General features: G+C 49.9%; 27 protein-coding genes. 7 read left to right on the top strand and 20 right to left on the bottom strand.

Annotation, left to right across the window (positions count from 1 at the left end):
- Positions 1–36 precede the first annotated feature (36 nt).
- The 3 genes from nuoB to lrhA form a co-directional block, all read right to left on the bottom strand.
- Positions 37–711, bottom strand: coding sequence for an NADH-quinone oxidoreductase subunit NuoB (gene nuoB, locus DY231_RS06725; protein ID WP_034458804.1), 675 nt, complete (start codon positions 709–711; stop codon positions 37–39).
- 15 nt (positions 712–726) lie between these two features.
- Positions 727–1,170: an NADH-quinone oxidoreductase subunit NuoA gene (gene nuoA / locus DY231_RS06720; protein ID WP_034497229.1), complete on the bottom strand. Its 444-nt coding sequence runs from the start codon at positions 1,168–1,170 to the stop codon at positions 727–729.
- 629 nt (positions 1,171–1,799) lie between these two features.
- Positions 1,800–2,735, bottom strand: coding sequence for a transcriptional regulator LrhA (lrhA, locus tag DY231_RS06715; protein WP_115627732.1), 936 nt, complete (start codon positions 2,733–2,735; stop codon positions 1,800–1,802).
- A 1,011-nt stretch (positions 2,736–3,746) separates the two neighbouring features.
- On the opposite strand from lrhA, the gene alaA reads away from it, so the two are divergent.
- The gene (alaA, locus tag DY231_RS06710) at positions 3,747–4,961 is read left to right on the top strand and encodes an alanine transaminase AlaA (protein ID WP_115627731.1); all 1,215 of its coding nucleotides are present in this window, start codon (positions 3,747–3,749) and stop codon (positions 4,959–4,961) included.
- An 80-nt stretch (positions 4,962–5,041) separates the two neighbouring features.
- Positions 5,042–5,641, top strand: a complete 600-nt coding sequence (yfbR, locus tag DY231_RS06705; RefSeq protein ID WP_115627730.1) for a 5'-deoxynucleotidase — start codon at positions 5,042–5,044, stop codon at positions 5,639–5,641.
- Positions 5,642–5,768: 127 nt separating this feature from the next.
- Here the strand turns inward: yfbR and DY231_RS06700 are convergent, their stop codons facing one another.
- The 4 genes from DY231_RS06700 to yfbV all read right to left on the bottom strand — a co-directional run bounded on the left by DY231_RS06700 (position 5,769) and on the right by yfbV (position 9,381).
- Positions 5,769–7,601, bottom strand: a complete 1,833-nt coding sequence (locus DY231_RS06700; protein WP_115627729.1) for an SLC13 family permease — start codon at positions 7,599–7,601, stop codon at positions 5,769–5,771.
- An 80-nt stretch (positions 7,602–7,681) separates the two neighbouring features.
- Positions 7,682–8,362 carry a sugar phosphatase gene (locus DY231_RS06695; protein ID WP_115627728.1) on the bottom strand — a complete coding sequence of 227 codons (681 nt, stop codon included), beginning with the start codon at positions 8,360–8,362 and terminating at the stop codon, positions 7,682–7,684.
- Positions 8,355–8,849 carry a YfbU family protein gene (locus tag DY231_RS06690; RefSeq protein WP_034497251.1) on the bottom strand — a complete coding sequence of 165 codons (495 nt, stop codon included), beginning with the start codon at positions 8,847–8,849 and terminating at the stop codon, positions 8,355–8,357. The genes DY231_RS06695 and DY231_RS06690 overlap by 8 nt, the downstream gene beginning before the upstream one ends.
- Before the next feature lie 76 nt (positions 8,850–8,925).
- Positions 8,926–9,381, bottom strand: a complete 456-nt coding sequence (yfbV, locus tag DY231_RS06685) for a terminus macrodomain insulation protein YfbV (RefSeq protein WP_034497254.1) — start codon at positions 9,379–9,381, stop codon at positions 8,926–8,928.
- A 335-nt stretch (positions 9,382–9,716) separates the two neighbouring features.
- Here yfbV and ackA point away from each other — a divergent pair, with 335 nt between their 5' ends.
- Both ackA and pta read left to right on the top strand, forming a co-directional pair.
- Positions 9,717–10,919: an acetate kinase gene (ackA, locus tag DY231_RS06680; RefSeq protein ID WP_034497257.1), complete on the top strand. Its 1,203-nt coding sequence runs from the start codon at positions 9,717–9,719 to the stop codon at positions 10,917–10,919.
- An 81-nt stretch (positions 10,920–11,000) separates the two neighbouring features.
- Complete coding sequence (gene pta / locus DY231_RS06675; RefSeq protein WP_034458824.1) at positions 11,001–13,142, top strand: phosphate acetyltransferase; 2,142 nt, start codon at positions 11,001–11,003, stop codon at positions 13,140–13,142.
- A gap of 81 nt (positions 13,143–13,223) precedes the next feature.
- Here pta and yfcD read toward each other — a convergent pair whose 3' ends face one another.
- From yfcD to yfcF, 3 genes are read right to left on the bottom strand one after another with little or no spacing between them, the layout of a single operon-like run.
- Positions 13,224–13,769 (bottom strand): NUDIX hydrolase YfcD, encoded by a 546-nt coding sequence (gene yfcD, locus DY231_RS06670; protein WP_115627727.1) that lies wholly within the window; start codon positions 13,767–13,769, stop codon positions 13,224–13,226.
- A gap of 56 nt (positions 13,770–13,825) precedes the next feature.
- Positions 13,826–14,377: a phosphodiesterase gene (gene yfcE, locus DY231_RS06665; RefSeq protein WP_115627726.1), complete on the bottom strand. Its 552-nt coding sequence runs from the start codon at positions 14,375–14,377 to the stop codon at positions 13,826–13,828.
- Positions 14,378–14,433: 56 nt separating this feature from the next.
- Complete coding sequence (gene yfcF, locus DY231_RS06660) at positions 14,434–15,078, bottom strand: glutathione transferase (RefSeq protein ID WP_034497265.1); 645 nt, start codon at positions 15,076–15,078, stop codon at positions 14,434–14,436.
- Between the two features lie 151 nt (positions 15,079–15,229).
- Here yfcF and yfcG point away from each other — a divergent pair, with 151 nt between their 5' ends.
- The 3 genes from yfcG (at position 15,230) to DY231_RS06645 (ending at position 17,236) form a co-directional block, all read left to right on the top strand.
- Positions 15,230–15,859 carry a GSH-dependent disulfide bond oxidoreductase gene (yfcG, locus tag DY231_RS06655; RefSeq protein WP_115627725.1) on the top strand — a complete coding sequence of 210 codons (630 nt, stop codon included), beginning with the start codon at positions 15,230–15,232 and terminating at the stop codon, positions 15,857–15,859.
- A 101-nt stretch (positions 15,860–15,960) separates the two neighbouring features.
- Positions 15,961–16,320 (top strand): dihydroneopterin triphosphate 2'-epimerase, encoded by a 360-nt coding sequence (gene folX, locus DY231_RS06650; RefSeq protein WP_115627724.1) that lies wholly within the window; start codon positions 15,961–15,963, stop codon positions 16,318–16,320.
- A 22-nt stretch (positions 16,321–16,342) separates the two neighbouring features.
- Positions 16,343–17,236, top strand: coding sequence for a TIGR01777 family oxidoreductase (locus tag DY231_RS06645; protein WP_115627723.1), 894 nt, complete (start codon positions 16,343–16,345; stop codon positions 17,234–17,236).
- A gap of 36 nt (positions 17,237–17,272) precedes the next feature.
- On the opposite strand, the gene hisP is transcribed toward DY231_RS06645, so the two are convergent.
- The 10 genes from hisP to folC all read right to left on the bottom strand — a co-directional run bounded on the left by hisP (position 17,273) and on the right by folC (position 26,564).
- Positions 17,273–18,046 (bottom strand): histidine ABC transporter ATP-binding protein HisP, encoded by a 774-nt coding sequence (gene hisP / locus DY231_RS06640; protein ID WP_034497324.1) that lies wholly within the window; start codon positions 18,044–18,046, stop codon positions 17,273–17,275.
- Positions 18,047–18,056: 10 nt separating this feature from the next.
- Positions 18,057–18,773 carry an ABC transporter permease gene (locus DY231_RS06635; RefSeq protein WP_034497272.1) on the bottom strand — a complete coding sequence of 239 codons (717 nt, stop codon included), beginning with the start codon at positions 18,771–18,773 and terminating at the stop codon, positions 18,057–18,059.
- The gene (locus DY231_RS06630) at positions 18,770–19,456 is read right to left on the bottom strand and encodes a histidine ABC transporter permease HisQ (RefSeq protein WP_115627722.1); all 687 of its coding nucleotides are present in this window, start codon (positions 19,454–19,456) and stop codon (positions 18,770–18,772) included. The genes DY231_RS06635 and DY231_RS06630 overlap by 4 nt, the downstream gene beginning before the upstream one ends.
- 74 nt (positions 19,457–19,530) lie before the next feature.
- On the bottom strand, positions 19,531–20,313 hold the full coding sequence (gene hisJ / locus DY231_RS06625) for a histidine ABC transporter substrate-binding protein HisJ (RefSeq protein WP_034497278.1): 783 nt from the start codon (positions 20,311–20,313) through the stop codon (positions 19,531–19,533).
- Between the two features lie 295 nt (positions 20,314–20,608).
- Positions 20,609–21,391 (bottom strand): lysine/arginine/ornithine ABC transporter substrate-binding protein ArgT, encoded by a 783-nt coding sequence (gene argT, locus DY231_RS06620; protein WP_115627721.1) that lies wholly within the window; start codon positions 21,389–21,391, stop codon positions 20,609–20,611.
- Positions 21,392–21,691: 300 nt separating this feature from the next.
- Complete coding sequence (locus tag DY231_RS06615; RefSeq protein ID WP_115627720.1) at positions 21,692–22,261, bottom strand: UbiX family flavin prenyltransferase; 570 nt, start codon at positions 22,259–22,261, stop codon at positions 21,692–21,694.
- 110 nt (positions 22,262–22,371) lie between these two features.
- Positions 22,372–23,889: an amidophosphoribosyltransferase gene (gene purF / locus DY231_RS06610; RefSeq protein ID WP_034497284.1), complete on the bottom strand. Its 1,518-nt coding sequence runs from the start codon at positions 23,887–23,889 to the stop codon at positions 22,372–22,374.
- Between the two features lie 34 nt (positions 23,890–23,923).
- On the bottom strand, positions 23,924–24,412 hold the full coding sequence (cvpA, locus tag DY231_RS06605; RefSeq protein ID WP_034458856.1) for a colicin V production protein: 489 nt from the start codon (positions 24,410–24,412) through the stop codon (positions 23,924–23,926).
- Between the two features lie 165 nt (positions 24,413–24,577).
- Complete coding sequence (dedD, locus tag DY231_RS06600; protein WP_115627719.1) at positions 24,578–25,306, bottom strand: cell division protein DedD; 729 nt, start codon at positions 25,304–25,306, stop codon at positions 24,578–24,580.
- The gene (gene folC / locus DY231_RS06595; protein ID WP_115627718.1) at positions 25,296–26,564 is read right to left on the bottom strand and encodes a bifunctional tetrahydrofolate synthase/dihydrofolate synthase; all 1,269 of its coding nucleotides are present in this window, start codon (positions 26,562–26,564) and stop codon (positions 25,296–25,298) included. Before folC ends, dedD begins: the two co-directional genes overlap by 11 nt.
- Positions 26,565–26,600 lie beyond the last annotated feature (36 nt).

Here is a 26,600-nt window from a genome sequence, read left to right as displayed (position 1 = left end):
TATGCGAAGTAAACTCACGCCAACCACAGGCGCAAATTAAATCTCGTCTGGCGTCCGCAAGTTGGTGACAGCAATACGCTCACCACGTTTACGTTCGCGCTCGGATTGCATATTGGCGCGATACACACCTTGATCGCCAACCACCCACGAGAGCGGACGACGTTCTTTACCAATGGATTCTTGCAGCAGCATCAGAGCCTGCATATACGCTTCCGGACGCGGCGGGCAGCCAGGGATGTAAACATCAACCGGCAGGAATTTATCCACACCCTGCACCACGGAATAGATGTCGTACATGCCGCCGGAGTTGGCGCACGCACCCATTGAAATGACCCATTTTGGTTCGAGCATTTGGTCATAAAGACGCTGAATGACGGGAGCCATTTTGGTGAAGCAGGTTCCTGCAATAACCATCAGGTCAGCCTGACGCGGAGAAGCACGCAATACTTCGGCACCAAAACGTGCCACGTCATGCACGGCGGTAAACGAGGTCACCATCTCAACGTAGCAGCAAGAAAGGCCAAAGTTATAAGGCCAAATTGAGTTTTTACGACCCCAGTTCACCATATCGTGCATGGCATGTTCGAGCTTGCCCATGTACACGCTACGGTTGATTTCTTGGTCAAGAGGATCGGTTACGATCTCCTGTTTTTGCAGGGGGTAACGGTCGTTCTCACCGTCGGGGTCTATGCGGGTGAGCGTATAGTCCATCTTATTGCCTCGCTGTTACTGCTGACGGTTAGTGATACTGTCGGTTTCCGGGTTGATTTGGGCACGGCGCGAACGCGCAGGTGTCCAGTCAAGCGCGCCAATACGCACCAGATACACCAAGCCTGCCAGTAACACTAAAATGAAAATTGCGGCCTCGACGAAGCCTACCCATCCACTTTCACGGATGGACACTGACCACGCATAGAGATACAAGGCTTCCACGTCGAAGATGACGAAGAACATGGCGACCAGGTAAAACTTGGCGGATAGACGTAAGCGCGCTGTACCAACTGAGTCGATACCTGACTCGAAGGGAGTGTTTTTGTGCCGACCCTTAGCTCTCCCGCCAAGGAACCAGGCCCCGAGAAGCATTACGCAACACAGGCCAATGGCAACAATAAGAAAAACTGCGAACGCCCAATGGTGAGCGATAACTTCAGTGGATGTTGACATACTCATTGCTTACTCATCAAAAGTGGCGCCAAAGTCTCTACTCTTGCTGGCAGATGAACACCACATCGATTCATGGGGAGGAACAATAAACCTTACAATAACTGCTGGAATCAAAACTTTACCAGCAAATTGATGGGGTTTTTTACTCCTTTCTATAACCTTTTGTCAACTTTAACAAAAGTATCCACACATTAATTTACATGACACCACCTTCATTAACATTTAGTGCCTTAAACGTTAGTAACGCCGAGTGATTAACTCGGTATTATTGATGGTGAATCGTGTCCGTAATGCTGGAAAAAAATAACTACTGTTCTATTTTGGCAGGAAATCTCAACTATTCATCCCCCCTATAGGGAGTATTTTCTTGATCTGAGACACGCTTTTGTTAATCCATATCAAAAACCAACAACATTGCGGCCTATTTTTTAACATTTAAACACGAGTTGATTCAGAAGACGTTGGATGAAGGCAGTCAGTGAGGGAGGTGCGGAGTGGTTTGTTTTAAAACATGTTTTTACAAAACAGCAATAAACTTATCTTGCATTGATTAAAAAACAAGCCGCTGAGCCAAAAAACAAACTCAGTGACCTGTTTTCGAATTTCATATTTTGTTACCAACAACCTGCCATGCGTTACTCGAAATCGCGTTCCATTAACACAGTGCCATCATCTTCATCTGATGAAGCCAAATAACGATAGGGATTTGGGTTGGATTCCAGCGCACTAAAAATAGCCTGCGCCAAATCATTGGTCGTTTGCATATTGCGGCACAACAGATATTGGGTCTCTGGCATCACGGGTAAGCCATCAGCGCTACCGAGCACGCGCAACTCAGGACTCATCATTTCAACAGGACGAGCGGTAACACCCAGGCCTGCTTTAACGGCCGCACGTACCGCTGAAAGTGTGGAAGCAACATAGGCTATACGCCACGGAATGCGCTCTGCATTCAAATGCTCCAGCATCATATCCCGGTAAGGACTCGGATCGTCGAGCATCACCAGAGGCACGGTTTCACCTTTCTGGAAGACATAATCTGCCGCGCAATACCATAACGTCGGTGAAGTGCGTAAAACAATGGATTCAAAATGCACAGGCTTCGCTGTAGTAACAACTAAGTCAACTTCCTGCTGGTTGAGCATTTCAATCATGAACGGATTACGTTTAACACGCACATCCAATGCAAGCTTTGGATAAACGGAACTTATCCGATTAAGCAGGAATGGCAGAATAGTATCCGCTGTTTCATCAGAGGCGCCGATGGTCAGCACGCCCTGCAAATTACTAAACATCAGCGAGGTGCAAGCTTCATCATTGAAACGCAGAATTTTTCGCGCGTATCCCAGAAGCTGGATTCCATGCTCTGTCAGTAGCTTATTACGGCCATGACGGGCAAAAAGCTCTTTCCCTACTAACTGTTCAAGACGCTGCATCTGCTGGCTTACTGCCGATTGAGTACGGCACACCGCAACTGCCGCCGCAGCAAAGGTATTGAGATCCGCTACGGCAACAAAAGTCCTTAGCAGATCGAGGTCGAGATTTAATATCGGACGATTTGCGTTAATCATAATTTTTTCACTAGTAGGTTGCTCTTACGAGTCTGCCTTAGTTTTATTGCTGTGATTTATCAAAAAGATAAAGCAATTCCCTTTTACAGAACGTCCCCGTAGGGCTGCACCATCATCCTGACAGTCGCTCTGACTTTTTTATTTTCACTAACCCTGGTCGACGCGCACCAATAATGTGCAGCGCGTATTCCGGGAGTTATTATACTGGCGTAAACAACATACAAACATTCGTCTTAACGTACTAGTCGCGTAAATTAAAACTGAGTAATTATTGTAAATCCACTTCAATAATGAGTTTTATTTATTCGATGCACAACAACAACGAGTGTATGACTGATGAAAATCTTCTTAATGTTACTACGCAACAAGGGTAATTAACCGGGCGTGATTACTACACACGAACCCACAACAAAACATAGAGTTGCGTAATATTCAACAAGAAACACCTACCATTAACTGTAGGTTATCTTACCGCAAATCGTCCCATCTCATAACTTTTGTTGCGAATTATCTGATCTCATTCTCTTTTTTAATTCTTTCTTCTGTCAATTATAACCAAAATTGGACATTTTCTTTCAAGGTAAAATGAGAAGAAATTCAACTCTATTAACTGTTTATATTAATTATATCGGTTGTTATTTTTTATACATATTATTAACTCACTCTAATGTATTCATTTTAACCTTAAGCATGAATATTCAATTTTCCTTAACTATTACTCAATTAAATTCGCAATTAACACAGCATTACCTGCTGCAACACCACCCTCAGAGGGAGTTAACAGACTCAAAAACACTTCATTTTGTTATATTTTTAATTGTAAAATACATTTTTAACGATATATAATACTGCAAAAACCTCACCCACCTGGCTTTATCACTATCTCAAAAAATCAGAAGATTAATTACAGTTCAGCGCTTCGCCCACCTTCAAATCTGCGCGTGGCAGGAGTACATTGATGCCTGGTCGCTTCCACGGCAGGAAGTGACGCTAACATTTAAGGTCAGGTTCATGTCCCCTATCGAAAAATCCAGCAAACTTGATAACGTCTGTTACGACATCCGTGGCCCCGTGCTTAAAGAGGCAAAACGCCTTGAAGAAGAAGGGAATAAAGTCCTCAAACTGAATATCGGCAACCCTGCGCCATTTGGTTTTGATGCGCCGGATGAAATTCTTGTCGATGTGATTCGTAACCTGCCTACGGCGCAAGGTTACTGCGACTCAAAAGGACTTTACTCCGCACGCAAAGCCATCATGCAGCATTATCAGGCTCGTGACATACGGGATGTGACGGTTGAAGACATCTATATCGGGAACGGTGTCTCTGAGCTGATTGTTCAATCCATGCAAGCCTTGCTCAATAGCGGCGATGAGATGCTGGTCCCTGCTCCGGATTACCCATTATGGACGGCGGCAGTATCACTTTCCAGCGGTAAAGCTGTTCATTATTTATGTGATGAGTCTTCCGATTGGTTCCCGGATCTTGATGATATTCGAGCAAAAATCACACCTCGTACTCGCGGGATTGTGATTATTAACCCGAACAACCCAACCGGCGCGGTCTACTCTAAAGAACTGCTACTGGAAATCGTGGAGATCGCTCGTCAGCATAATTTAATTATTTTTGCTGATGAAATTTACGACAAGATTCTTTACGACGAAGCGCAGCACCATTCGATTGCTGCTCTCGCACCTGATTTACTGACTGTCACCTTTAATGGTTTGTCCAAAACTTACCGTGTCGCGGGCTTCCGTCAGGGCTGGATGGTACTGAACGGACCGAAAAAACACGCTAAAGGCTACATTGAAGGTCTGGAAATGCTGGCGTCGATGCGCCTGTGCGCCAACGTTCCGGCGCAACATGCGATCCAGACGGCACTCGGCGGCTATCAGAGTATCAGCGAATTTATCGCGCCTGGCGGGCGTCTGTATGAGCAACGCAATCGCGCATGGGAATTGATTAACGATATCCCGGGTGTCTCGTGTGTGAAGCCACGCGGTGCGCTGTATATGTTCCCGAAAATCGATGCGAAACGTTTTAACATCCATGATGACCAAAAAATGGTGCTGGATTTCTTGCTGCAAGAAAAAGTGCTGTTGGTTCAGGGAACTGCATTTAACTGGCCGTGGCCGGATCACGTGCGTATTGTGACTTTACCGCGCGTTGACGAACTGGAAATGGCGATCAATAAATTTGGCCGCTTCCTGGGACACTACCACCAGTAAACCTTGAGGGGGGAGATGTTTGCATCTTCCCCTGCCCCCCTGCACAATGGTTTTCTTTGTAGTAGACACCGAGTGTACCTATGAGCCAGAGCCATTTCTTCGCCCACCTTTCACGTCTGAAATTAATCAATCGTTGGCCGCTGATGCGTAATGTGCGTACCGAAAATGTTTCGGAGCATAGCTTACAAGTCGCGATGGTCGCTCATGCCCTGGCAGTGATTAAAAACCGTAAATTTAACGGGCAAATTAACGCCGAACATGTTGCGCTGTTGGCGATGTATCATGACGCCAGCGAAGTTTTAACCGGCGATTTGCCCACTCCCGTAAAGTATTTCAACTCGCAGATTGCGCACGAATACAAAGCCATCGAGAAAATTGCGCAGCAGAAACTGATTGATATGGTACCGGAAGAGTTACGCGATATCTGGGCGCCGCTGATTGATGAGCATCAGAGCAGCGATGAAGAAAGAGCCATCGTGAAGCAGGCTGATGCGCTATGCGCCTATCTGAAATGTCTGGAAGAACTGTCTGCTGGAAATAACGAGTTTTTGCTGGCGAAAAGCCGCCTCGAGAAAACGCTGGCGGACCGCCACAGCGAAGAGATGGACTATTTCATGAAGGTATTTGTTCCGAGCTTCCAGCTGTCACTCGATGAGATTAGCCAGGATTCACCGCTTTAGTTTATACCCAAAATAATTGGAGTGGCATCAAGGTGGCAAGAGAGTAAATCCCCAGGAGCTTACAAAAGTAAGTGACTGGGGTTTGTGAACGCAGCCAACAAAGATGCGGCTTCAAGTATGAGGGGTATTAGAATGGGAACAGCATCGGCACCATCACCACGCTTACTACCATCACAATCACCGTAAATGGCACGCCCATCTTCACAAAATCGCTGAACTTATAATTTCCCGGCCCCAGAACGAGCGTATTAACCGGTGAAGATACCGGAGTCATAAACGCAGCAGAGGCAGCAAGTGCGACAATCATCGCAAAGGGATAAGGCGAAACACCCATTGATTTTGCCGCCGCCAGCGCGATAGGTGCCATTAACACGGCGGTGGCGGTATTTGAGATAAATAGCCCAATTGCAGCGCACATCACGAACAGGCAGATCAGCATCAAGTGCGGGCCGTAGCCGCCCCCCAGACGCATCAACCCATCCACAATCAAGTTCACCCCACCCGTTTTTTGCAGCGCAAGCGCAAACGGCATCATGCCGACAATCAAGATGATGCTTGGCCAATGCACCGCTTTATAAGCACTTTCCATATCGATACAGCGGAATTTACCCATCAGCAAACAGGCAATAATAGCGGCAATGGTATTGGGAATTTCATCGGTCAGCATCAGCGCCACCATCAACGCCAGGCAGAAAATAGCGTGCGGAGCCTGGCTATGCGCAGGCGAGGCTTCGCCCTCTTCCACGGGTAAATTAAGCACCAGGAAATCGCGGCCTTTAAGTTGCAACTGGCTGATCAATTTCCAGTCGCCAACCACCAGCAAGATATCGCCAAGTTGTAAGGCTTCATCCACCAGCAAGCCTTCCATCGCTTCGCCATTACGGCGTAACCCGACGACATTCAGGCCGTAGCGGGTACGGAAGCCAATTTCGCGCAGCGTTTGCCCGATTAACTCAGACTCAGGGATCAGCGAGACTTCCGCCATCCCCACATCCAGCGCCTGGTCTGAAAAATATTCACCGCGCAGCACCATCGGCTCCAGCATCTGTTCGCTACAAAATTCACGCAGATCCATATCTGACGCCGACATATCGATGAGCAAAACATCGCGGGCGCGGAACTCGGTCACTCCAGTGACATTCACGATCACCCGTCTGAATTTACGCCAACGCTCAAGGCCAATAACGTTGGCACCATAACGCTCACGCAGTTTTAAATCATCAAGACGGCGACCAACCATTGGCGAACCAGGGCGAATCGCCAGGCGACGCGCGCGCCCCGTCAGCCGATAATCTTTGATCAGGTCGCGGAAAGTTCGGCGTCGCCAGTCTTGTCTGCCGTCATCATTTTTCTGCCCGTTTAACGCAAACCGCGCAATCAGCATATAACCGATACCCAACAGCAAAATGACCAGACCTATTGGCGTCACGCTAAAGAAGTGGAAACCCTGTAAACCTTCGCGCAGCAGTTCACTGTTTACCACCAGGTTTGGTGGCGTGGCGACAAGCGTCATCATGCCGCTAATCAACCCGGCAAAACTCAGCGGCATCATCAGGCGTGATGGTGAGGTTTTCATGCGCATGGACACACTGAGCACCACGGGAATAAATATGGCGACCACGCCCGTTGAACTCATGAACGCGCCGAGGCCCGCCACCGTTAACATCAGCAAAACCAACATTTTTGTTTCACTGCTGCCTGCGACATCCACCAGCCAGGAGCCCATTTTTGAGGCAACGCCGGTTCGAACGAGTCCATCGCCAATGATAAAAAGCGCTGCAATCAAAATAACATTGGGGTCGCTAAAACCAGAAAAGGCTTCGCTAAGAGTCAGTGTACCGCTGAGGACAAACGCAATGATGACAAGCAAAGCAACCGCATCCATACGCACTTTGCCGGTGGCGAATAACACTACCGCAATCGCTAACAGTGACAGGACCCAAATCAATTCTGAGTTCAAAACAATTCCTTTGTGGTTGTCTCAGGGGGTAAAAATCTTGCCATAAAAAAGCCCCGCTATCGCGGGGCTAAATCATGTGTTTAGTGTTTTCTAAGCACTTCGACTGTACCGTCTGGCAACTTCTGCACCAGCAACTCAGTTAACGAGTGCAATGCATAATCGACATGTGCAAGGCGCGGCGTATCTGCCGGGGCGTTGACCGCAATAACGTGACAACCCGCTGCAAGACCTGAAAGCACACCCGCAGGGGCATCTTCCACCACCACGCACTCTTCAGGCTCAAGCTCAAGTAATTGCGCACCGAGCAGGTAAGCATCTGGCTCAGGTTTTCCACGCGCTACACGTTCAGCCGTCACCAACACTTCTGGTGCCGGTAGCCCACCCGCAGCACGGCGAGCAGAGGCGACCGGTAACGAACCTGAAGTCACGATTGCCCATGGAATGCCTGCTTCGTTCAGGTGAGTCAACAGTTCAACAGCGCCAGGCAAAGCGACAATACCGTCGGTATCTTCTGACTCGATTTTTTCCAGACGCAAGAATTCCTGCTGGATCTCTTCTTCAGAAGCACCCGCCATAAAGTGACGCAGCGAAGTAATCGCCTGTTTGCCATGAATGAAGCCCAATACTTCTTGCGGCGAAATATCGAAACGCTTTGCCCAGTTAATCCATGCACGTTCGACTGCTGGCAGGGAATCAACCAGAGTCCCATCCAAATCAAACAAGAAACCTTTGCACTTCACGACAAGTCTCCCCTCAGGCATTGATAATTTGCGCGATCTCGTTCGCACTTAAATGATACTGACGTGGGCATGACTGCCACACTTTCAACATACGCTGGTATTTTTCCCACATTGGGGTCTGCGCGTTAAAGCCGTGCGTACCCGCATCAAAATGCGCGTAACGGCCTTCAATGTTCACCATGAAACGAACGTAACCCAGGAAGCGTGCTTCTGTGGCCGCATCAAAGCCCAGGAAGGTGACGCGACGTTCGTCGATTTGCTGGTTGTCTTTCAGGTTAGTCCAGGAAACGTGCAGCGCGTGGTACATCTCCATGATATCGATAACCGTGCGGCAGGTTTCTTCTGTCAGCTCGCCAAACTCCCTGTCCAGCTCACGCATTTGCAGGCCATAGCCACGCTCAATGATCGTTTGCAGGCGGCGATAACGCTCGGCGTTGTCCGCATCGAGCATGGTCATCATTTTGTACTGATTAGATAAAATCAGTCGCTGGGCGTTAGTCATTTCCATTTCTTAGCTCCTGTTGCGCAGGGTAGATTGCCCTACGAAAAATAATCCTTTCTATATATGCGAAACGGCAGGGATTTTACAAATCATCAAGAAAAGTTTTATCCAACTGCTTGAACGCACGTTTAAGAACTTCTGCCAGCGCCTGGTAGTCAGGCTTGCCTTCAATCGGCGATAACGCCTGTCCGGCCTCCTGTAATTTGCCACGCACTTCGTAAAACCAATTAAGAATGGATGGTGGCAGTGGTGTGACGGAACGTTTTCCTAACCACCATAGACCTTGCATCGGCAGGCTACAGGCGAACAACGCGGTAGCAACGGCGGGGCCAAGTTGGCCGCCAAGGGCAATTTGCCAGGTCAGCGTAAAGACAGCGAGCGGAGGCATAAAGCGGATGGCGAAGCGCGTGGCGCGGATAACGCGGTTTTCAACGAAGATCGGCGCGAGGCGTTTATCGACAGGCCAGGTCTTAGAATAATGCTGCCCGCGACTGAACATACTGAACCAGCTTGCGTGGCTGTTTTGGGGTGTCGACATGACGTTACCTCAACTTCACATATAAAAAATAAAATTTTTGTGCAATTTAACAACTCTAAATTACATGGTTCAAAATCTTTTGTCTTTAACCATCGCAATCAGGTATCCTGTGCCGGCCTTGATGGCCGTAGAAGGGAAACCGCAGGTTGTCAATTTTTTGCTCAGTTCGCCAATGCCGAAATATCACGCAATATGGCGTAAACTCTAGAGTATTTCTTCGTCATGCCAAAAAAACGCTTTCGGCATGACGTTAATCATAAATGTCTGTCTCATCATGCGCTACGCTGAGAGACTAAATGACGTTTTTTTAGCCACGTATAAAAGTAGGTACTTCCATGTCGAGTAAGCTAGTACTGGTTCTGAACTGCGGTAGCTCTTCACTGAAATTCGCAATTATTGATGCTGTAAACGGTGACGAGTACCTCTCTGGTTTAGCCGAATGTTTCCATCTTCCTGAAGCACGTATCAAGTGGAAAATGGATGGCGGTAAACAAGAAGCGGCTTTGGGTGCAGGCGCCGCTCACAGCGAAGCTCTGAACTTTATGGTTAATACCATTTTGGCACAAAAACCTGAATTGTCCGAGCAGCTGACTGCTATCGGCCACCGTGTTGTTCACGGCGGCGAGAAGTACACCAGCTCCGTCGTTATCGACGAGACCGTGATTCAGGGTATCAAAGATACTGCTTCTTTTGCACCACTGCATAACCCGGCACACCTGATCGGTATTGCTGAAGCATTGAAATCTTTCCCTAAACTGGCTGATAAAAACGTTGCTGTGTTTGACACCGCGTTCCATCAGACCATGCCAGAAGAATCTTATCTCTATGCTCTGCCGTACAAACTGTACAGAGAGCACGGCGTTCGTCGCTACGGCGCACACGGCACCAGCCACTACTATGTGACTCAAGAAGCCGCGAAAATGTTGAACAAGCCAGTGGAAGAAGTGAACATCATCACTTGCCACCTGGGCAACGGCGGTTCCGTTTCTGCTATTCGTAACGGCAAGTGTGTAGACACCTCTATGGGTCTGACTCCACTGGAAGGCCTGGTAATGGGCACCCGTTCTGGTGACATCGATCCAGCGATTATCTTCCACCTGCATGACTCTTTGGGCATGAGCGTTGATGACATCAACAAAATGCTGACCAAAGAATCTGGTCTGTTGGGTCTGACTGAAGTCACCAGCGACTGCCGTTATGTTGAAGACAACTACACCACTAAAGAAGATGCTAAACGTGCTATGGACGTGTTCTGTCACCGTCTGGCTAAATACATCGGCTCTTACACTGCGCTGATGGACGGTCGTCTGGATGCAGTTGTTTTCACCGGTGGTATCGGTGAAAACGCAGCAATGGTACGTGAACTGTCTCTGGGCAAACTGGGTGTTCTGGGCTTCGAAGTTGACCACGAACGCAACCTGGCTGCACGCTTTGGCAAATCAGGCTTCATCAACAAAGAGGGTACCCGTGCTGCGGTGGTCATTCCGACCAACGAAGAACTGGTTATCGCTCAGGATGCATCTCGCCTGACCGCTTGATTCTCCTTACCGCCAGCCTTCGCTGGCGGTGTTGTTTTCTGAGTCTCACAAGCCCCGCTTGTGCAACAAAGAGGTTATACCGTGTCCCGTACAATTATGTTGATCCCTACCGGAACTAGCGTCGGCCTGACTAGCGTCAGCCTGGGTGTTATCCGTGCTATGGAACAAAAAGGCGTTCGCCTAAGCGTTTTCAAACCTATCGCTCAACCACGCACGGGTGACGATACTCCAGATCAAACCACCAGCATCGTTCGTGCTAACTCCAGCATCCCGACTGCTGAGCCACTGCACATGAACCACGTTGAGTCGCTGCTGTCGAGCAACCAACAAGACGTGCTGATGGAAGAGATCATTGCCAACTTCCACGCCAGCAGCAAAGACGCTGAAGTGATTCTGGTAGAAGGTTTGGTTCCGACTCGTAAACACCAGTTTGCTCAGTCTTTGAACTATGAAATTGCTAAAACGCTGAACGCTGAAATCGTCTTCGTGATGTCCCTGGGTAACAACTCCCCAGAGCAGATGAAAGAACGTATTGAACTGGCTCGTAGCAGTTTCGGTGGTAGCAAAAACACCAACATCACTGGCGTTATCATTAACAAACTGAATGCCCCAGTTGATGAGCAGGGTCGTACCCGTCCTGATCTGTCTGAAATTTTCGATGACTCCACTAAAGCGAGCATCGCTAACATCGATCCTAAAGCACTGTTTGCTGACAGCCCGCTGCCAGTTCTGGGTTGTGTGCCGTGGAGCTTTGATCTGATCGCCACTCGCGCGATTGATATGGCGCGTCACCTGAACGCAACCATCATCAACGAAGGCGACATCAAAACCCGTCGCGTGAAGTCTGTGACCTTCTGTGCGCGTAGCATTCCGCACATGCTGGAACACTTCCGTCCAGGTTCTTTGCTGGTTACTTCCGCAGACCGTCCAGACGTGCTGGTTGCAGCGTGCCTGGCAGCAATGAATGGCGTGGATATCGGTGCCGTTCTGCTGACCGGTGGTTACGAAATGGACCCACGCGTGAGCAAACTGTGTGAGCGTGCATTCGCCACCGGCCTGCCGCTGTTCATGGTTGATACCAACACCTGGCAGACCTCCCTGAGCCTGCAAAGCTTCAACCTGGAAGTCCCAACTGACGACCATCAGCGTATCGAGAAAGTGCAGGAATATGTGGCTAGCCACATTGATGCAAACTGGATTGAATCTCTGACTGCAACTTCCGAGCGCAGCCGTCGTCTGTCTCCGCCAGCATTCCGCTACCAGCTGACCGAGCTTGCTCGTAAAGCCGGCAAACGTGTTGTGCTGCCAGAAGGCGAAGAGCCACGTACCGTGAAAGCGGCATCTATCTGTGCTGAACGTGGTATTGCAACTTGCGTGCTGTTGGGTAACCCGGATGAAATCACCCGCGTTGCTGCTGCGCAAGGCGTTGAACTGAGTGCTGGCATCGAAATCGTTGATCCAGAAGTGGTTCGCGAGAGCTACGTTGCACGTCTGGTTGAGCTGCGTAAGAGCAAAGGCATGACCGAAGCCGTTGCGCGTGAGCAACTGGAAGACAACGTGGTGCTGGGTACTTTGATGCTTGAGCAAGACGAAGTTGACGGCCTGGTTTCCGGTGCGGTTCACACCACAGCGAACACCATTCGTCCTCCGTTGCAGCTGATCAAAACTGCACCAGGTAGCTCTCTGGTTTCTTCTGTGTTCTTCATGCTGCTGCCAGAACAGGTTTATGTTTACGGTGACTGCGCGATCAACCCAGATCCAACTGCTGAACAACTGGCAGAAATCGCTATTCAGTCTGCGGATTCCGCTGCTGCATTCGGTATCGACCCACGTGTTGCAATGCTGTCCTACTCCACCGGTACTTCTGGTGCAGGTAGTGATGTTGAGAAAGTACGTGAAGCTACGCGTATTGCTCAGGAAAAACGTCCTGACCTGGTCATCGACGGTCCGTTGCAGTACGACGCCGCAGTTATGGCTGACGTTGCTAAATCCAAAGCACCAAACTCACCGGTTGCGGGTCGCGCTACCGTGTTCATCTTCCCAGACCTGAACACCGGTAACACCACCTATAAAGCGGTACAGCGCTCAGCAGACCTGATCTCCATCGGGCCAATGCTGCAAGGTATGCGTAAACCCGTTAACGACCTGTCTCGTGGCGCCCTGGTAGACGATATCGTTTACACCATCGCTCTGACTGCGATTCAGTCTTCTCAACAAGACTAAGTTCTTCTGAGAAGCAAAAAGGCCGCTAATTTGCATTAGCGGCCTTTTTTATTGGCGATGTTCCGAGAAAAACCGAATCAATTACTCCGCAGCAGCGGCATGTTGGGATTCATTCTTCGCATTGCGGGTCATCCACAACGCCAGTGCTTTAAGAGAGTCAGGCGTGAAGTCATCACAACGTGCGGTAATTTCTTCAGGGGACATCCAGCACACTTCGCTGACTTCATCTTCCTGCAAAGCAAACGGGCCGTGTGATACGCAGCTAAACAGGCTTCCCCATACGCGGCAGTTGGTGTCCTCAAAGTAGAATTGCCCATGCTCTGCGAACGGTACACCGGCAATACCCAACTCTTCTTCTGCCTCGCGACGAGCCGAGTCCAGTAATTGTTCATCGGCCTGAACCACGCCACCCGCAGTTGCGTCGAGCATGCCCGGTAAAAAATCTTTTGTCTCAGTGCGACGTTGCACCAAGATTTTACCCATACCGTCGTGCACGACGATATAAGTCGCGCGATGGCGCAAGCGCTGCGCACGCATTTGCTCACGACTTGCCTGCGCAATGACTTCATTGTCTTCACTGACAATGTCTACCCATTCCATGCCAACAAAATGACTCTGTTCCGCCATTGGGGAAACCTTATTCAGGGCGCTCTTATGGCGCGTTATGTTCAACAAGCGGTAAGTTACGGGGTAATCTCGACCTGTGCAATAACCCCATCGTTATTCAGTGCGTGAACGCTCAGAACACCATCGTTTAGCATCCCGTAACTCGCTTCAAACCCACCTTTTGGAATACTCACGGAGCCAGGGTTGAACAGATATATCGAGTCTTGCTTTTCAGCCAATGGCAGATGAGTGTGACCAAAAACCAACACATCATTTTCTGCCAGCGGCGGCAGTTTATCCGGGTTGTATAAATGGCCGTGGGTGATAAACAAACGCTGCTCGGCCATCAATATTTGTTGCCATGGGGCTGTAATCGGAAAATGTAGCAGCATCTGATCCACTTCGCTGTCACAGTTGCCGCGCACTGCAATAATTTTATCGGCAATGCTGTTAAAGCGCTCCGCAACGGCCCCAGGATTGTAACCCACCGGCAAAGCATTTCTTGGCCCGTGATTTAATACATCGCCCAGTAATATCAGCCATTTAGCACCGCTGCGTTCAAAATGAGCCAGCACCTGCTCGGTGGCGGGTAACGAACCATGAATATCAGAGGCAAACATCAGCTTCATAAAACCACATTCCTGTTAGTGATAAGCCAAATTATCATAACGAATTATGGGGGCAATCAGCCAGAATGCTTTGCGGAAAGTGCCAGAAAACGCTGTACGGATGCTCGCTGCCACTGGAACGCGGCATACTCCTGCAAACGCTCCGGAACCTCATCGCCATTGAGAATCAAGCGATTAAGCATCAGCGCCAAATCGGTATCAGCAATCGACCATTCGCCAAAAAGATTTTGCTGGCCGACGGGGAGTAAATTTTCTACCGCCGCGATGAGTTTTTGCGCCGCCGCCTGCCCTTTCTCGGTCAGAGGGGCTTTCTTCACGCCGGCAAAAACCACGTCGGTTGAGCGTTCTTCACGAATGGGCATTAAATCGCTGCGTATCCATGCCTGAATTTGTCTGGCCCGAGCGCGTTTTTCGAGATCGTGGGGATAAATACGCTCCCAGGTAGGAGGCGCGAAACGGTCTTCCAGATACTCAGCAATGGCGGAGGATTCAGTCAGCAAAAAGTCATCGACCGCTAGCACCGGAACGCGTCGCGTAAGGTCATAACCTTTCCAGCCTGGTTGCAGATTTTGCCCGCTGTTTAAATCAACCGTTTGCAGAGTAAAGCTCAGACCTTTCTCTTTCAGTGCAACATAAACGGACATGACATACGGACTAAAAAAGTTAGCATCGGACCAAAGCGTGATTGTCGGCTGGCTCATAACATCCCCATAATTTAGCTTTCCAGGTTATTGAACATATAGCGGAAAATAACTTCTGTCACTTGAACAAAACTCATCCACCCGGCAAGTTTTTCAAAAAGTCTATACTCCATAGGTTTACGAAAAATGCTGACATCAGGATGGGCATAACATGATTGACCTTTACTACGCACCGACGCCAAACGGCCACAAAATCACGCTTTTTCTGGAAGAAACGGGGCTGGACTACACCCTTCACCGTATAGATATTGGCAAAGGAGATCAGTTTCAGCCCGCCTTTTTGGCGATTTCGCCGAACAATAAAATCCCGGCGATTATCGACCACCATCCGGCAGATGGCGGCGGCCCACTCAGTATCTTTGAATCAGGCGAAATCCTGCTTTATCTGGCAGAAAAGACCAACGAGCTATTAAGCAAAGATCTGCGTGAACGCACCCACACGCTGCAATGGTTGTTCTGGCAAGTCGGAGGGTTTGGCCCAATGCTCGGCCAAAATCATCACTTTAATCATTTCGCGCCACAGCCTGTCCCTTACGCCATTGAACGTTATCAGGTGGAAACTCAGCGTCTGTATGGTGTCCTCAACAAACAGCTCGAGAAAACCCCGTGGCTGGGCGGCAATGAATACAGTATTGCCGATATCGCCACTTACCCGTGGACGGTTTCTCATGAGCGTCAACGCATTAATCTGGCGAATTTCCCGGCGGTGCAAAACTGGTTTGAGCGTATTCGTTCGCGCCCGGCAACCGAACGGGCCTATGAGCAGGCTCAGAAAAACTAACGTCAGTGCGCCCGCGATGGGCGCAATGTTTTTCCTCATCTCTTTTGGGTATAGTCTGCAACAGGAAATAACCAGAAATAGATACATAAAGGAAACCTGCAATGTCGCCAGACGCAATTATTCGAATCAAAAACTTACGCCTGCGCACTTTTATCGGCATCAAAGATGAAGAGATTTCCAACCGCCAGGATATTGTCATTAATGTGGCAATTCATTATCCGGCAGAGAAAGCTCGCGCCAGTGAAGACATCAACGACGCACTGAATTACCGCACCATCACTAAGCAAATCATCCAGTTGGTTGAGAATAATCGTTTCTCATTGCTGGAAAAATTAACTCAGGATGTGCTCGACATCGCATGCGATCATCCGTGGGTATCTTATGCTGAAGTAGAAATCGATAAACTACACGCGCTGCGTTACGCCGATTCGGTCTCTATGACCATGAGCTGGCGGAGGTAGGCGAAAACAGCTGGAGACGAGCATGCAGATACTGATTACCGGCGGAACCGGCTTGATTGGCAGCCATCTGATACCGCGTTTGTTGGAATTGGGGCACGAAGTGACCGTTGTGACTCGCACCCCCGACAAAGCCAGGGCGTTATTTGATCCCAAAGTCACGCTGTGGAAAGGATTGAGTGAGCATCCCAATCTTGATGGTTTTGGTGCGGTAATCAATCTCGCAGGTGAACCGATTGCCGACAAGCGTTGGACGGAATCACAAAAACAGCGCCTTTGCCAAAGCCGCTGGCAAATCACCGAACGCCTGGTGGAGATGTTTAAAGCAAGCCAGACGCCGCCTGCGGTGTTTATCTCCGGGTCTGCCGCTGGATATTACGGCGACCTTGGCGAAGTGGTCGTTAACGAAGATGAACCGCCGCACAATGAATTTACCCATAAGCTCTGCGCCCGCTGGGAACAAATCGCCTGCGGCGCACAGAGCGAGCAAACACGTGTCTGCCTGCTACGCACTGGCGTGGTGTTAGCGCCAAAAGGCGGGATTTTGGGAAAACTATTACCGATATTCCGCCTGGGTCTCGGCGGCCCGATGGGCGACGGACGACAGTATCTGGCGTGGATTCATATCGACGATATGGTGAATGGCATTTTGTGGCTGCTGGATAACGATTTACGCGGGCCGTTTAACATGGTTTCGCCCTACCCGGTCCGCAACGAACAATTCTCTCACGCGCTGGGCCATGTGTTGAATCGCCCGGCATTTGTGCGCGCCCCTGCTACGGCAGTCAGGCTGATGATGGGTGAATCTTCGGTGTTGGTTTTAGGCGGACAACGAGCACTGCCTAAGCGGCTTGAAGAGTCCGGGTTTGGTTTCCGTTGGTATGATTTGGAGGAGGCGCTAGGGGATGTGGTGCGGTGATATTTAAGTCCCGCCGCAACGGCGGGACTTTCGGTGTTACTTAAGCGACCCCGACAAGAACTGCTGCAATCGCGCACTCTTCGGATTACCAAACAACTCTTCCGGCGTCCCTTCTTCCTCAATTAACCCCTGGTGCAAGAAAATCACATGGTTTGAAACGTGGCGCGCAAAATCCATCTCGTGCGTCACCACCACCATGGTTTTCCCTTCTTCCGCGAGTTTCTGCATGATACGCAGCACTTCACCCACCAGCTCAGGGTCGAGCGCGGAAGTCGGTTCATCAAACAGTAATACTTCTGGTTCCATCGCCAATGCACGAGCGATAGACACGCGCTGCTGCTGGCCGCCGGAAAGATGCACCGGATATTTCACCTGCTGGCGCTCGTCAATACCCACTTTCGCCAGATACTTAACCGCACGTTCTTTCGCTTCTTGCTTGCTCAGGCCCAGCACCTGAATCGGCGCTTCCATGACGTTTTCCAGTACCGTCATGTGACTCCACAAGTTGAAATGCTGGAAAACCATCGTCAGGCGCGTGCGCAGCAAACGTAGCTGGTTTTTATCGGCAACTTTGAGCTGCCCGTCGGTATCACGCACCAGGTTGATGTTCTGGTTATTGACGACAATCGTTCCTTCACTCGGTTTCTCGAGGAAGTTTATGCAGCGCAAAAAGGTACTTTTCCCCGAACCGGAAGAACCAATAATGCTAATCACATCGCCAGCATTGGCCTGTAAAGAGACGCCTTTCAGCACTTCATGTTGGCCATAACGCTTGTGCAGGTCGGTAACGCTTAATTTTTTATCAGTCATCATTGCACACTCAATGTGTTGAGCTTGGTTTAATATGCTGCAACCAGCGTTGCTCAGCCTTGCGGAACAATCTAATCAGCACATAAGAAATACACAGGTACAACACCGCAGCAATCCCGAAAGCAGTAAACGGCTGGTAGGTTGCGGAGTTGATATCACGGGCGATTTTCAGCAGATCCGGTACGGTAGCGGTAAATGCCAGCGCCGTGGAGTGCAGCATCAAAATCACTTCGTTGCTGTATGCAGGCAGCGCAATACGCAGCGCCGAAGGCAAAATAATGCAGCGATACATTTTGAATGGCGAAAAACCGTAAGCCCGACCGGCTTCAATTTCACCGTGTGGAACGGCTCGAATCGCTCCGGCAAAAATTTCTGTGGTGTACGCACAAGTGTTTAACGTCAACGCCAACACGGTACAGTTCAGGCCACTGCGGAAAAACTCATTGAGCAGCACAGTGCCTTTCACCACTTCCAGCGTGTACATACCGGAATAGAAAACCAGCAACTGAACATACAACGGCGTGCCACGGAAAATGTAGGTAAACAGCCAGATTGGGAAGGCGATATATTTATTGCTCGACACCCGTCCGATAGCCAAAAATAGCGCCAGAATGCCCCCCATCACCACCGACGAAATCAGCAACCAGAGTGTGATTGCCACGCCGGTAAAGCGGTATCCGTCAGTCCATAGCAGGGCTTTCCAGTATTCCTGAATGATTTCTATCATAGCTCCGCCCTCTTAACGCCAACGGAATAACGGCGTTCAAGCCAGAGCAATACGCCATTCGATACCGTGGTAAAGAACAGGTAGATGATCCCGGCAACAATCGCAAAGTAGAACGGCTGCCAGGTACTTTTCCCCGCCAGCTGCGTCGCTTTCACCACATCTTCCAGGCCTAACAGAGAAACCAGCGCGGTGGCTTTCAAAATAACCTGCCAGTTGTTCCCAATGCCCGGTAACGCATAACGCATCATGGCCGGGAAGAGAATGCGGCGGAAAGTTTGCGAGCCGGTAAAGCCAAAGGCGGTTGCCGCTTCAATATGCCCTCTTGGCACAGCCATAAACGCACCGCGGAAGGTTTCGGTAAAATAGGCACCATAGATAAAACCAAGCGTAATAATACCGGCAACCATTGGGTCGATATCAAACTGAGCAACGCCTAGCGAATCGGTTAAGACATTAAGCGCCATTTGCAGACCGTAGAAAATCAGCAGCATCAGCACCAGGTCGGGCACCCCACGAATCAGCGTGGTGTAGCCTTCAAACAATATGGCTAACGGGCGATTTTTGGATAATTTAGCACCGGCTCCAGCCAGGCCAATAATAACGGCGAGGATAACGGAGCTTAACGCCAGTTCCAGCGTGACGAGTGCCCCTTTAAATATTACTTCAGAAAAACCGTACAACATGGTGCGTATCCTGTCGTCAGTGTCTGCACAAACTTAACCTGCCCATTCAGGGCAGGTTTAACCACTGGTGACTGTTAACCACCGTAAACATCGAAATCGAAGTATTTCTTCGCTAACTTCTCGTAAGTTCCGTCTTTACGCATTTCGGCAAACGCTTTGTTGAGCGCTGCACGTAATTCGGTATCGTCTTTACGCAGACCCATACCGGTGCCGACACCAAAGAGCTTTTCGTCTTTGATTGACGGGCCACCAAACTGGTAATTCGCGCCGACAGGTTGCTTCAGGAAACCTTCGCTGGCGGCAACTTCGTCCTGGAATGCTGCGTCAATACGACCCGCAGTCAGGTCAGCGTAGATTGAATCCTGGCCCTGGTAAGAAACAATTTCGATACCTTTAGGTGCCCAATGCTCATTCCCGAAGGTTTCTTGAGTCGTGCCTTGCAAAACGCCGACACGCTTACCTTTAAGGGATTCAAGGGTAGGTTGAATTGAGGAGCCTTTCGCAACCACTAAACGGGAATCTGCTGCGTACAGTTTGTCGGTGAAGGCAATCTCTTGCTGGCGCTTTTCAGTGATGGAAAGTGACGACATAATCGCGTCAATTTTTTTCGCTTTCAACGAAGGGATCAGCGCATCCAGTGGGTTTTCCACGAAGGTACAATTAGTTTCGATGCGTTTGCAGAGTTCTTTTGCCAAATCGATATCAAAACCCACTAATTCCCCTTGAGCGTTTTTCGACTCAAACGGGGCGTAAGTTGGGTCAGTACCAATACGTAAATTCTTGGGAATAGCGGCGAATGCTGTGGAAACACTGGAAAATGCCAGTACCAAAGAAAGAGCGATGATCTGCTTGTTCATAATTATCCTCGAAGTCACTGTTTTTATGCGTGATTGCTTTTCAACCGGATAAAATTGCATGTTCCATGCCAATTTATGCATCTCAATATAGTGTTTTTTCCCCATTGTGGCGCAGCATTGTCGCGCATCTTAAAACAGGAAAAACACCTTGCACCAACAAGATGCAAGCAAACCACCATTTTGGTGCATAGATAAATTACTGCACTAAACGGGTGCAGACAACTTAAACTGGATTGCAATTCTATTCAGCCCGGTTGCGCCAAAGCATAACCGGGCTACAGACTACGGGATAAACTTATTCACCGTAAACATTAAAATCGAAGTACTTCTTCGCAAATTTGTCGTAAGTACCGTCTTTACGCATATCTGCCAGCGCTTTATCAAAGGCCGCTTTCAGCTCAGCGTCGTCTTTACGCAAGCCAATACCGGTACCGTCGCCAAAGTACTGTTTGTTTTTTACCGATGGGCCTGCAAACTCATAGCCTTTACCCGCAGGCAGTTTCAGGAAGCCTTCGCTTGCAGCAGTTTCATCCTGGAATGCAGCATCAAGGCGGCCAGCAGCCAGATCGGAATAGATCAGATCCTGGTTTGCGTAAGGCACCACATCGACACCTTTACTGCGCCATTCAGCGTTGGCATACGCTTCTTGTGTCGATCCTTGCAATACACCGATGTGTTTACCTTTGAGGGAATCCAGAGTCGGTTTAACCGGGGAGCCTTTAACAGCAATCAGGCGTGAATCAGCAGCATAAAGTTTGTCTGAGAAGGCAATCTCTTTCTGGCGTTTTTCCGTGATGGAAAGCGAGGAAATGATACCGTCAATTTTCTTCGCTTTAAGTGAAGGAATCAGCGCATCGAAGTCACTTGCGACCCAGGTACATTTAGTATTAATGCGCTTACACAGCTCATTACCAAGATCGATATCGAAACCAACAAAATCCCCTTTCGCATCTTTAGAAGAAAACGGCGCGTAGGTCGTGTCCGTTCCAAGACGAATACTCTGCGGAAGTGCTGCGAAGACGCTTGCGGTGGCGCTCAGGCCAAGCAGTAAAGACAGAGCGAGAACTTGCTTTTTCATACATAACTCCCAAGTTTGACTTATCTTATTATGTGTAACGTCGTGTTGTGTTTGTTTTGTGTTGCTGATTAAGAGTTGCAGTTCTCATGCCACTTTTTCTTGCGTGAAATAAAGTGGGCAATATTGTGTTAAATAAAAGTTACAACTCTGTCACAAGAATGAAAGATAGCAGGTCTGGTATGAGGAAAAAGCATTCGCGGTGGAAAATAGCGGATAAATGTTCTGGAAGTGATCGGGGTTACAAAAACGCCTCATAATGAGGCGCAGGGTTTTGTGATGCACCACACTGGCGCATCGCGCTTATGCGCCGCTCCAGCGAGTAAACAAATCTTGCGGCAACTCAATATCGAACTGATCGATGACCCGGTTTACCGTCTGGTCGATAATGTCCTGCACACTTTGTGGGCGATGATAAAACGCAGGCATCGGCGGCATTATCACCGCGCCCATTTCAGCAGCCTGGGTCATCAGGCGCAAATGCCCAAGATGCAGCGGCGTTTCACGCACGCAAAGCACCAGCGGGCGACGCTCTTTGAGCACGACATCCGCTGCACGCGTTAACAAGCCATCTGTATAGCTGTGAACAATGCCAGAAAGGGTTTTGATTGAGCAAGGCAATATCACCATGCCGTGCGTCTTAAAAGAGCCAGAGGAAAGGCTGGCGGCGATATCACGCGAGTCGTGAACCACATCAGCAAAGGCCTGAACTTCTCGTAAGGAAATATCGGTTTCCAGCGCGAGGGTCTGGCGAGCTGCGTTACTCAGAATGAGATGAGTTTCGATATCGGGTAATTGTTGCAGAACCTGAAGTAGTCGCACACCGTAGATTGCACCACTGGCACCTGAAATCCCAACAATTAACCGTTTCATATTTTAGTTCGCCCGAGGAGTTTATCTGGGCTGACTTTGCCGCAAGATGGGCAGGGATGCAAGAAATGGTAACCCTCTCCTTCAAGGAGAGGGTTAGGTTGAGGATGGTGTTAACCCTCGTTATGCATCTCTAAGTTTTCCACTTCGTTCTGACGGGCAATCGCTTGTGAATCGTCATTACGCAGTGACTCAAGATACTCAAGGTATTCGTGATCCACATCTTTGGTCACGTAAATACCGTTGAACACCGAGCATTCAAACTGCGTGATATCCGGATTCTCAACGCGAACCGCTTCAATCAGATCGTTCAGATCCTGGAAAATCAGACCATCGGCACCAATCAACTGACGGATCTCATCAACTTCACGGCCATGAGCAATCAGTTCGTTGGCGCTTGGCATATCGATGCCGTACACATTCGGGAAACGAATTTCCGGTGCCGCTGACGCGAGGTAAACTTTCTTCGCACCGGCTTCACGAGCCATCTCGATAATTTGCTCTGAAGTGGTGCCGCGCACGATGGAGTCATCCACCAGCAGCACGTTCTTATCACGGAACTCAGCGCGGTTAGCATTCAGTTTACGACGCACAGATTTACGACGCAGTTGCTGGCCTGGCATGATGAACGTGCGGCCCACGTAGCGGTTTTTCACAAAACCCTGACGGTACGGCTTGTCGAGAATACGGGCGATTTCCAGCGCGATGTCGCACGAGGTTTCTGGAATCGGGATAACCACGTCGATATCCAAATCTTCCCATTCGCGAGCAATTTTCTCACCGAGCTTTTTACCCATTTCAACGCGGGCGCTGTAAACGGAAATTTTGTCGATGAACGAGTCCGGGCGCGCAAAGTAAACGTACTCGAACAGGCATGGATTGCTGGTTGGGTTGTCAGCACACTGGCGTGTGAACAACTGGCCTTTTTCGGTGATGTACACCGCTTCGCCCGGCGCAACATCACGCAGGAACTCAAAGCCCAGCGTATCAAGCGCAACGCTTTCGGAAGCCACCATATATTCAGTGCGGCCATCATTCAAATCGCGCTTGCCCATCACCAACGGACGAATACCGTTCGGGTCGCGGAACGCCACCATACCGTGGCCGATAATCATCGCAACACAAGCGTACGCACCACGAATCTGGCGGTTGGTTGCGGCTATCGCTGCGAAAATGTTGTCTGCTTCCAGCGGATAGTTGCGGAAGTTATCCAGCTCGCTGGCAAAAACATTGAGCAGGATTTCAGAATCGGAAGTGGTGTTAATGTGACGACGCTTTTCTTCGAACAACTTTTGGCGCAGTTCGTGGGCGTTAGTCAGATTGCCGTTGTGTGCAAGAGTAATGCCGTACGGAGAGTTAACATAGAAAGGTTGGGCTTCAGAAGCGCTAGAGCTACCCGCAGTCGGATAACGTACGTGGCCGATACCCATGTTTCCCTGCAAGCGTTGCATGTGAATGGCACCGAACACATCGCTCACCAGCCCATTGGCTTTACGCAGACGAAAACAATTTAAGGCATCGATGGTGACGATGCCTGCGGCATCCTGCCCACGGTGTTGAAGCACCGTTAACGCGTCATAGATAGACTGGTTTACCGGCATAAAACCGGCGATACCGACAATACCGCACATGTTGTCTTTTCCTCATTAAGCCACAACCCCTGCCTTATGGCCGGGGCAAGAAACTTGACGAGCTTTGCAGATAGTCAAAAAACCATCTGATGATGAAACTGAATTGCGGGATAAGCTGCGACTTTTGCCAGTCGTCACTCTTGGAAAAACCAGTGAACGTATCAAGAAAGAACAGAATGGCGGCGACGATCAGTGCTCCACGTAACGCACCAAAGCAAATCCCCAACACCCTGTCTGTACCCGACAGGCCGGTTTTCTCAACCAGCGCGCTAATCACATAATTGACTATCGCACCGACGATGAGTGTCGCGATAAACAGTATCGCGATAGCTATTCCATTACGTACCAGTTCGTCTTCAAAGCCAGTGAACCAGACAGAAAGGTAAGTGTAGTAATGACTGGCGACAAAGAAAGCACAGCCCCAGGTTACTAGCGATAACGCTTCACGCACAAACCCACGAATAACACTAATCAGAGCCGAAAAGCCGATGACCGCAATGATGGCGTAATCTATCCAAACCATGAACAAATCCCACGACAAATCGCCCTGACGTCCAGTTCGGGGCGCATTCTAACAGAAAAAGAAAACGTTTGCGTAGGGATTTCCTTCCCTCGCGTAAATAAATAATGGCGTTGAAAAAATGCTCAACGCCATTAAAAATTTGCCCTAAATCCCGCCTCTGCGGGTTTATCTGGCCGTGTAAGTCATCACTACACCGTTCAGCCCGGAAAGCGAATTCAGCTCGCCCAGTGAAGACTTAAGTTTGTCTTTCGAGGCATCCGGCCCTACCAGAATTCGGGTGACTTTTCCCTGAACTGGTGTCGACGGTGAGGTGTAAGCACGGAACCCAGCGCCGCGTAGTTTACCAACAATTTCATTCACTTTGTCGGCATTCTTCAAAGCACCCAGTTGCACGACGTAAGCTTTGCCTGTTGGTGCTTGCTCGGCAGTTTCTTGCTTCGCTGGTTTTGCAGGCTCCGGAGGCTGTTCGTTCATCATTGCCAGACGTTCTTCGGTTTGGTCAACAGAAGCTTTGCTCTGTGGTTTTTCAACCGGCTTAGGTTTTGGTTTCTCAGCCACAGGTTTCGGCTTCGGCTGTTCACGGTTAACAGGCACTTCATCAATGCCCGCTGCTCCATCCCCTGGCAAAGAAGCGATATCAAGCCCTGGTGCTGCCGCTGTGCCTGCTCTCACCTCTTCAGCCGCCCCTTCAGGGGGTTGCGAAGGCAGTGCCTGAGTCGCGGCAGGCAGCATGTCTGGCTCATCGGTGTCACCCGGTTTTGGAACCAGAGGAATCGCTGCGAACTCATCCTGATAATGCTTTTTCTGACCATCAAGCAGCCCTGGCAGGATAATGACCCCCAGTGCGACCAGAATAATGGTTCCGACTAATCGATTTTGAAACTTACTCGCCACCTGCTTTCTCCGCGTCCAACGCTTCCATTACGTGGGCTACTGTATGAAATGAACCACACACCAGCACGGTATCATTTTCTGCGGCGGCCTTCATTGCGGCACGCCAGGCTTGCGCCACACTGCCATAGACTTCGCCCTGACCGAGATGTTCAATCAGTTGTTCCGCCGTGGCACCGCGTGGGCCTTCTAATGGAGCACAATACCAGCTATCAACCTGAGGGGACAAACATGCCAACGTGCCGGCGATGTCTTTGTCATGCAGCATCCCGATAACGGCCAACACGCGTCCGCGTTTAGGGAGCTGCTCCAGACGCCGGGCCAAATATGCCGCTGCATGAGGGTTGTGCGCCACATCAAGGATCACCAACGGCTCACGCGAAATCACCTGGAATCGCCCCGGTAACGTCGCTTCTTTAATGCCTTGAATAATAGCCTCATTGCTGACATTTAGCCCGCTGGCACGCAACGCCGCCAGTGCCGTCGCCGCATTCGGCTGCGGAACTAACGGCAGAGGCAATCCGCTCAGTTCGCCCTGAGCATCTTTGAAGCTCCAGCTATTCTCACCAACGTGATAAGACCAGTCCACGCCACGGCACAGCAGTTGCGCGCCCTTCTCCGTCGCCACATCGGCAATGGTATGCGGCATATCAGGCTCGCCGACGATTGCCGGTTTCCCGCCACGGAACACACCCGCTTTTTCACGTCCGATGCTTTCACGATCTGGTCCCAGCCAGTCGGTGTGGTCCAGCGCGATACTGGTCACGACCGCCACATCGGCATCGACAATATTGGTGGCATCAAGACGCCCGCCCAGGCCCACTTCAAGGATCACCACATCCACCGCCAGTTGCTTAAACAACAGTAGCGCCGACAAGGTGCTGTACTCAAAATAGGTCAGCGATGTCTCGCCACGCGCGGCTTCAATTTGTGCAAAAGCCGCCGTATGGTATGCCTCGTCCAGCTCTTCACTTTGTACGCGCACGCGTTCGGTGTAACGCACCAGATGCGGTGAGCTATAAACACCGACGCTGTAACCGGCCGCCATCAACACCATTTCCAGGGTACGGCAGGTTGTGCCCTTGCCGTTGGTTCCCGCCACGGTAAACACCGTTGGTGCGGGTTTCAGCACATCAAGCGTCGCGGCAACTTTTTTTACGCGCTCAAGGCCAAGCTCGATGGGTTTAGAATGGAGGTTTTCCAGATAACAAAGCCACGTGGCCAGGGGCGACGTGGCTTGAGGAATTTGAGTTTTTTCCATGATGCCCGCTCTATCTGAGGTTCAAGCTACGGTTCA

It is taken from the genome of Buttiauxella agrestis, from assembly GCF_900446255.1.
Lineage (GTDB): Bacteria > Pseudomonadota > Gammaproteobacteria > Enterobacterales > Enterobacteriaceae > Buttiauxella > Buttiauxella agrestis.
This window is presented reverse-complemented; position numbering and strand designations above follow the sequence as displayed.